We start from the raw sequence: 6,879 nt of genomic DNA on the forward strand, positions 1-6,879 counted from the left end.
GTCATCTGGGCCGGCGTGCAACCCGAACCCGGCGTCATCGACTACGACTACCTCGCCTCCATCGAAAACACCGTCGAAATCCTGGGCCGCCACAACATCCTGGTCGTCCTGGACATGCACCAAGATCTCTACAGCGAGGCCTTCGGCGGCGAGGGCGCCCCCGACTGGGCGGTTCTGACCGGTGGACTGCCCCACATCGGCGTGGGCTTCCCGGGGACTTACCCGGTGAGTCCGGCGCAGAACTACGCCTGGGATGCGTTCTGGGGCAACGACAAGGCTCCCGACGGCATCGGCTTGCAGAATCACTACGGGTTGATGTGGCAGGCGGTCGCCGACTACTTCAAGGGCAACGAGAACGTCGCCGGCTACGAGATCATGAACGAGCCGTGGGCCGGATCGCAGGCTCTGGGCAGCATCCTGGGTAACCCCTACTTCGACACCCAGCAGCTCGTTCCGTTCTACGACCAGATCACCGCAGCCATTCGCTCCGTCGACCCGAACAAGACGGTGTTCTTCGAACCCAACACCCTGTTCGGCAGCCTGCCGGTGCCCACGCACATGGGCCCGGTGCAAGACGAGAACTCGGTGTTCTCCTTCCACCATTACTGCGTCACCACGTCGCTGATTCCCGGCCTGAGCATCGGCTGCGACTGGAACGCCGACATCGTGTTCGGTTACGCAACCGATTACATGGAGGAGAACAACGTTCCGGGGTGGCTGAGCGAGTTCGGGGCCACCAACAACCTCGGCGCCATCGACGCCAGCCTGCAATCCTCCAACCAGTACCTGTCCGGCTGGGCGGCCTGGGCCTACACCGGCAAGGACATCACCAGCGCCTCGCCGGAAGACCAGGCGCTGGTCTACGACCCGCACCAGCCCCCGATCGGCGACAACGTCAACTGGGGCAAACTCGACCTGCTGGCCCAGCCCTACCCGCAGATGATCTCGGGCACGCCCACCGGCTTGTCCTTCAACAACGGCGAGTTCAGCTTCAGCTACACCACCGACCGCGCCGACGGCTCAGGCACCTTCGGAGCCGGCTCAGAGACCTCCATCGCCGTACCGCCCAACCACTTCCCCGGCGGCTACGCCGTAACCGTGACCGGCGGAACCGTCACCTCAGCACCCAATGCCCCCATCCTGACCATCGACTCCAACGGCGACACCTCCACCATCACCGTCACGGTGGTCCGGACCTAGCCGCTCGGGGGCCGCGGGCGCTCCGCCAGCGGTATCGGCGCAGCGCCGGCCCGTACCGTCTGACGCAGCTCCCCCAGGCCCTGCACCTGCAGGGTCACGACGTCGCCGTCACCAAGCCATCCGGGAAACCGTTGCGGCGCAGCCGGGTTTAGATGCTCCAGCAGCGTGCAGGTGGGTACGGTGCCCGATCCGAAGACATCACCGGGCTCCAACGGAACCCCACGGGCGGCGTAGCTGATGATCTCGCCGAAGCTCCAGTCCATGGCGCCGGTCGATCCGGTTCCCACGATCACGTCGTTGACGGTCGCGGTGGCCCGCAGGCTGATCTTGCCGTTGCTGCGGTATGGCTCCAGCTCATCGGGCGTGACCAGATAGGGCCCCAGCGTGACACCGCTGTCTTTGCCCTTGGCCTGCCCGATCGCCAAAACTCCCTCCTGCGCCTGCAGATCCCGCGCAGACCAGTCGTTGAAAATGGTGTAGCCGATGATGGCCTGCTCCGCCTGGGCCACCGACAGGTTCGCCCCGGCGGTGCCGATCACCGCGGCGATCTCCAGTTCGAAGTCCTGACAGACGCTGCCGGGTGCCATGGAGACATCGTCGTAGGGGCCCAGCACCGTTGCCGGGCAGGCAAAGTAGAAAGCCGGGATGCGGTACCACGCGTCGTCGAGGACGGGGCTTCGGCCGGTGGCCGCCAGACAGTTGCGCATGTGGTCCAAGAAGCCCAGACTGTCGCGGATCGACGGCGGGCGCGGTATCGGGGCCATCAGCGACACCGCCGAGATCCGCTCTGTCGCCGCCGGTGCGCTCAGCGCCCGCTCGCCGGCCTCGTGCAGTCCGTCCGGGCCGAGCCGGACCAGCTCCAACAACGTCACGCCGGGCGCCACCGCATGAATCACGTCGCCGTTGAGTACGCCGGTACGCTGGCCGTCTTCGCTTCGATAGGTCACCCATCGCACCGGTCCATCGTCGCCCATAACGAGTCCGAACGCAGTATCAGACGCCCCGCCGGTCGAGCCCCGGGGCTCGAGCTGTTCGCCCGAGACACCTACAACGCCCTGAATGCGCGCCAACTCGAGCTGCTGCGCGCGGCCGGTGAACTGACCGTCCTACCTGCCGCATGACCACCTAGGCAGGTGTATGCGTCACCGGCGACTCCGCGATGCGACCGCTCGGGGGGAGGGCAGCGAGATCACCCTGGTGTTGTTCTCCGTGGCAACGGCTCCTATCGGTTGGAGCTCTCACTCCCAGTCCACTTCGTCCGGGGACTTGTCGGGGCGCAGCCCGCGCCAGCTGGGCTGGCGTAACCGGCCATCGGCCGTGCGTTCGCTGTAGCGCACCTCGGCCACCACGGTGGGTTCGACGAAGGTGACGCCTTTCGCGTCGGGGCGCGCCAGGGGCTTTCCAAACGGGGATTCGCCGGTGCCCAACGGCGCCAGTATCTCCTTCAATGCCAACAGCTGACGCTCGGTGAACCCCGTGCCGACCCGTCCCACGAAGCGCAGGCCGCCGGCTTCGGGCACCCCCATCAGAAGCGATCCGATCCCGCCGCCTCGGGCGCCCTCCCCAGCCCGCCAGCCGCCGATCACCACCTCCTGGGTCTGCCAATGCTTGTCTTTGATCCAGGCGCCCGATCGGCGACCCGGCCGATACGGCGAATCCCATCTCTTGGCGATCACGCCCTCCCAGCCGAGGCGGCCCGACTGCTCGAGGGCCTTGGCGCCATCGGGTGTCAGGAGCTCCTGGACCACGAGACCTGTTCCCCGGGCGAGTGTTTCCAACAGGCGTCGCCGATCCCGGTAGGCCGCGCGAAGCAGCGGGCGGCCGTCGAGATAGAGCAGGTCGAAGGCCCAGAACTCCAGGCGGGCGGCGCGGGCGCTGTTCTGCATCGCGGCGAAGCTGGGGACGCCGCGGTCGTCGAGCGCGACCAGTTCACCATCGAGGACGACGTGGTGTTCGGCCAGGTACTCGGCCGGAAACGGCAGCTTCGGGTACTCGGCGGTGACGTCGCGGCCGCTGCGGGCACGTAACCGGACCGTGCCGTGCTCGGCTTCGACCAGTAGCCGGTAGCCGTCCCATTTTCCTTCGAAGGCCCACTGATTCGGGTCCAGCTGGGTCACCGAGCCATGAGTGGCCAGCATGGGGGCCAGTTCGCTGAACGTGAATGCCTGCTGGTCTTTCATCCGGTGCGCCAGCCACTGGTCGCCGGCGGTGCGGATCAGCGCGTAGCGTCCGGAGATCCGGCTGCCGGACAGCACGACGATCACCTCCCCTTTTTCGGTCCCTTCCCCGGCTGGGTCCTCGAACTTCTCGGTCACATACGTGCCCGAATCCCAGATGCGCACCGTGCCGGCACCGTACTCGCCCTTGGGGATGGTGCCTTCGAAACTGCCGTACTCCAGGGGATGATCCTCGGTGCGGACCGCGAGATGGTTGACCGACGGGGTGTCCGGAAGGTTCTTGGGCACCGCCCAACTCACCAGCACGCCGTCGCGCTCCAGCCGGAAGTCGTAATGCAGCCGGCGCGCGTGGTGCTCCTGGATGACGAAGCTGTTGCCGCCGCCCGGCACCGGCGCGGTGGCGGGCACCGGTTCGGGGGTCCGACGGGCATCGCGCTTGGACCGGTAGACGTCAAGCCGGTCCGTCGGCAGGGCGCGGTCCAGGCCGGCCAACAGATCGCCGTCACGGGCGACGCGTTGCAGCACCTCGTCATAGCGCAGCTGCCGCAGGTCGGGGTCATCGAGCTCCGCCCAGGTTCTGGGGGCCGCAACCGTCGGGTGCTCGCGGCCGCGCAGCGAATACGGGGCGATGGTGGTCTTGGAGGCGTTGTTCTGGCTCCAGTCCAGGAACACCTTCCCGGCTCGAAGCTTCTTGGCCATGGTCGCGGTGACCAGGGTGGGCATCGTGCTTTCAAGTTGCTGCGCAACGCGTTTGGCCAAGACAACCGCACCCGCGCTGCTCACCGGCTGGTCCAGGGCGGCGTAGACGTGCACCCCCTTGCTGCCGCTGGTGAGGGGGAATGTCGGCAGACCCAGCTCGGCCATCAGCTCACGGACGGCGCGCGCCACCTCGGCGAGCTGACTCATGGTGACGCCCTCGCCGGGGTCCAAGTCGAAGACCAGCCGTGTTGCCGGGCCGGGCTTGAGCACCCGGCCGCCGTGGGTCCACTGCGCTTCGAACCGCCACTGCGGAACGTGCACCTCCAGCGCGGCCTGCTGGGCGATCCAGGCCAGCCCGTCGAGGTCCTGGATCACCGGATAGGTGGTGATGCCGGAGCGATGCTGAATGTCGGCGCGGGCCAGCCAGCCCGGCGCTGAGGACGCCAGCTGCTTTTCGAAGAAGGAGCTCTGCTCGACACCGTTGGGCCAGCGTTTGCGGGTCGCCGGGCGTCCTGCGATGTGCGGCAGCATCACCTCGGCGATGCGGGTGTAGTAGTCGAAGACCTCGGCCTTGGTGGTGCCCGTCGCGGGGTAGAGCACCTTGCCGGCGTTGGTCAGCGTGACCCGTGTCGTGACGGACTCAGCGGCCATGCAGCCAACCTACGTCGTGCCAATGCCGGTTATCGGCACTCTGGCGTGGGCATACTGGCCTCATGCGCTCCATCTGGAAGGGCTCGATCGCATTCGGTCTGGTCAACGTGCCGGTGAAGGTCTACAGCGCCACCGAAGACCACGACATCAAGTTCCGCCAGGTACACGCCAAGGATCACGGCCGGATCCGCTACCGGCGGGTGTGCGAGGAGTGCGGCGAAGTCGTGGACTACAGCGACATCGCGCGGGCCTATGAGTCCGACGACGGCCGCATGGTGGTGATCACCGACGACGACATCGCGAACCTTCCCGAAGAACGCGACCACGAGATCGCGGTGCTCGAGTTCGTGCCGGCCGCCGATTTGGACCCGATGCTTTTTGACCGCAGCTATTTCCTGGAACCCGGATCGAAGTCGATCAAATCCTATGTGCTGCTGGCCAAGACGCTGGCCGAAACCGACCGGGTGGCGATCGTGCACTTCACGCTGCGCAACAAGACCCGGCTGGCGGCGTTGCGGGTCAAGGACTTCTCCAAGCGCGAGGTGATGGTGGTACACACCCTGCTGTGGCCGGACGAGATCCGCGATCCGGATTTTCCGGCGCTCGACGCCAAGGTCGAGATCAAGCCGGCCGAGCTCAAGATGGCCGGGCAGGTGGTCGACTCGATGGCCGATGACTTCGACCCCGACCGCTACCACGACACCTACCAGGAGCAGTTGCAGGAGTTGATCGCGGCCAAGCTCGAAGGCGATGAGGCGTTCACCCCGCAGGAGCAGCCCGCGGAGCTGGATGCCACTGAGGATGTCTCCGACCTGCTGGCCAAGCTGGAGGCCAGCGTGAAGAAGCGCTCGGCCGCCGAACAGCCACCGGCCGCGAAAGCACCCGCAAAGAAGGCACCCGCCACAAAGGCCCCGGCCAAGAAGGCGGCCAAGAAAGCGGCGCGAACCTAGCCCTGGACGCCCGCCGCCGAGGCGCCAGGCGTCGAATTAGAACGTGTTTCAAAGAAGGGGTTCAGCCCACCGCCGATCCTTGTTAGCGTTGCGCGGTGATACTCGACAAGTTCCGAATTGACAATCAAACAGCGGTGGTCACAGGTGCCGGCAGAGGTCTGGGCGCTGCGATCGCGGTCGCGTTTGCCGAGGCGGGAGCGGATGTCGTCATCGCCTCGCGCACCCAATCCGAACTAGAGGCCGTCGCGCAACGAGTCGAGGCAGCGGGCCGTCGTGCGCACATCGTCGTCGCCGATCTGGCCCACCCCGAAGAGACGGCAAAGCTGGCCGGCGAGGCGGTCGAGGCGTTCGGCAGGCTCGACATCGTGGTCAACAACGTCGGCGGGACGATGCCCAACACCCTGCTGACCACGTCGACCAAAGAGCTCAGGGACGCCTTCACCTTCAACGTCGCCACGGCGCATGCGCTGACGGTCGCAGCGGTGCCGCTGATACTGGAGCACTCCGGCACGGGCTCGATCATCAACATCACCTCCACCATGGGGCGGGTGGCCGGACGCGGGTTCGCCGCCTACGGGACGGCCAAGGCGGCGCTGGCGCACTACACGAGGCTGGCCGCCCTCGACCTGTGCCCGAAGATCCGGGTCAACGGCATCGCACCGGGATCGATCCTGACCTCGGCACTGGACGTCGTGGCGTCCAACGACGTGCTGCGCGCCCCCATGGAGAAAGCCACACCGATGCGTCGACTGGGCGACCCCGACGACATCGCGGCGGCGGCGGTTTACCTGGCTTCACCGGCCGGCAGCTACCTGACCGGCAAAGTGCTCGAGGTCGACGGCGGCCTCACCTTCCCGAACCTCGATCTGCCCGTCCCGGACCTGTGAGGAACTGACCCATGACCATTCGCGTGGCACAGATGGGCACCGGCAATGTCGGTGTCCATGCGCTCAAGGCACTGATCGTCAACCCGGAATTCGAGTTGACCGGCGTCTGGGTGTCCTCGGATGCCAAGGCCGGCAAAGACGCTGCGGAGTTGGCCGGGGTGAGCACGCCGACCGGCGTGACCGCGACCACCGACCTGCAGCAGGTGCTCGACGCCAAGCCCGACTGCGTGGTCTACACCGCTCTGGCCGACAACCGGCTCCTTGAAGCGCTCGACGACTTCAAGCGCATCCTGCGCGCCGGAATCAACGTGGTGG

At 66.7% G+C, this 6,879-nt stretch carries 4 protein-coding genes and 2 pseudogenes; 4 read left to right on the forward strand and 2 right to left on the reverse strand.

All coding sequences use genetic code 11. The annotated features are described in order from the left end of the window. Positions 1 to 1,200 (forward strand): cellulase family glycosylhydrolase (locus tag LI92_RS18820; protein WP_046321656.1); only part of this gene is annotated, 1,200 nt, incomplete at its 5' end. A gap of 8 nt (positions 1,201 to 1,208) precedes the next feature. On the opposite strand, the pseudogene LI92_RS18825 reads toward LI92_RS18820, so the two are convergent. Together LI92_RS18825 and LI92_RS18830 are read right to left on the reverse strand one after the other, a co-directional pair. Next, positions 1,209 to 2,156 (reverse strand): annotated as a pseudogene (locus LI92_RS18825) (fumarylacetoacetate hydrolase family protein); the annotation flags it as partial. A gap of 282 nt (positions 2,157 to 2,438) precedes the next feature. Then, entirely contained in the window at positions 2,439 to 4,727 is a 2,289-nt protein-coding gene (locus LI92_RS18830) for an ATP-dependent DNA ligase (RefSeq protein ID WP_046321659.1), read from the reverse strand. A gap of 62 nt (positions 4,728 to 4,789) precedes the next feature. Between LI92_RS18830 and ku the strand changes: the two genes are divergently transcribed. The 3 genes and pseudogenes from ku to LI92_RS18845 form a co-directional block, all read left to right on the forward strand. Next, positions 4,790 to 5,677, forward strand: a complete 888-nt coding sequence (gene ku, locus LI92_RS18835) for a non-homologous end joining protein Ku (protein WP_046321660.1) — start codon at positions 4,790 to 4,792, stop codon at positions 5,675 to 5,677. 95 nt (positions 5,678 to 5,772) lie between these two features. Then, positions 5,773 to 6,564: an SDR family oxidoreductase gene (locus LI92_RS18840; RefSeq protein WP_046321662.1), complete on the forward strand. Its 792-nt coding sequence runs from the start codon at positions 5,773 to 5,775 to the stop codon at positions 6,562 to 6,564. Positions 6,565 to 6,575: 11 nt separating this feature from the next. Then, positions 6,576 to 6,879 (forward strand): annotated as a pseudogene (locus LI92_RS18845) (diacylglycerol kinase); the annotation flags it as partial.

The organism is Mycobacterium sp. UM_Kg1 (assembly GCF_000972925.1).
GTDB lineage: Bacteria > Actinomycetota > Actinomycetes > Mycobacteriales > Mycobacteriaceae > Mycobacterium > Mycobacterium hiberniae.

Coding starts and splice junctions, on each gene's coding strand:
- LI92_RS18830 (WP_046321659.1), bottom strand. CDS start 4,727: ATGGCCGCTGAGTCCGTCACGACACGGGTCACGCTGACCAACGCCGGC.
- ku (WP_046321660.1), top strand. CDS start 4,790: ATGCGCTCCATCTGGAAGGGCTCGATCGCATTCGGTCTGGTCAACGTG.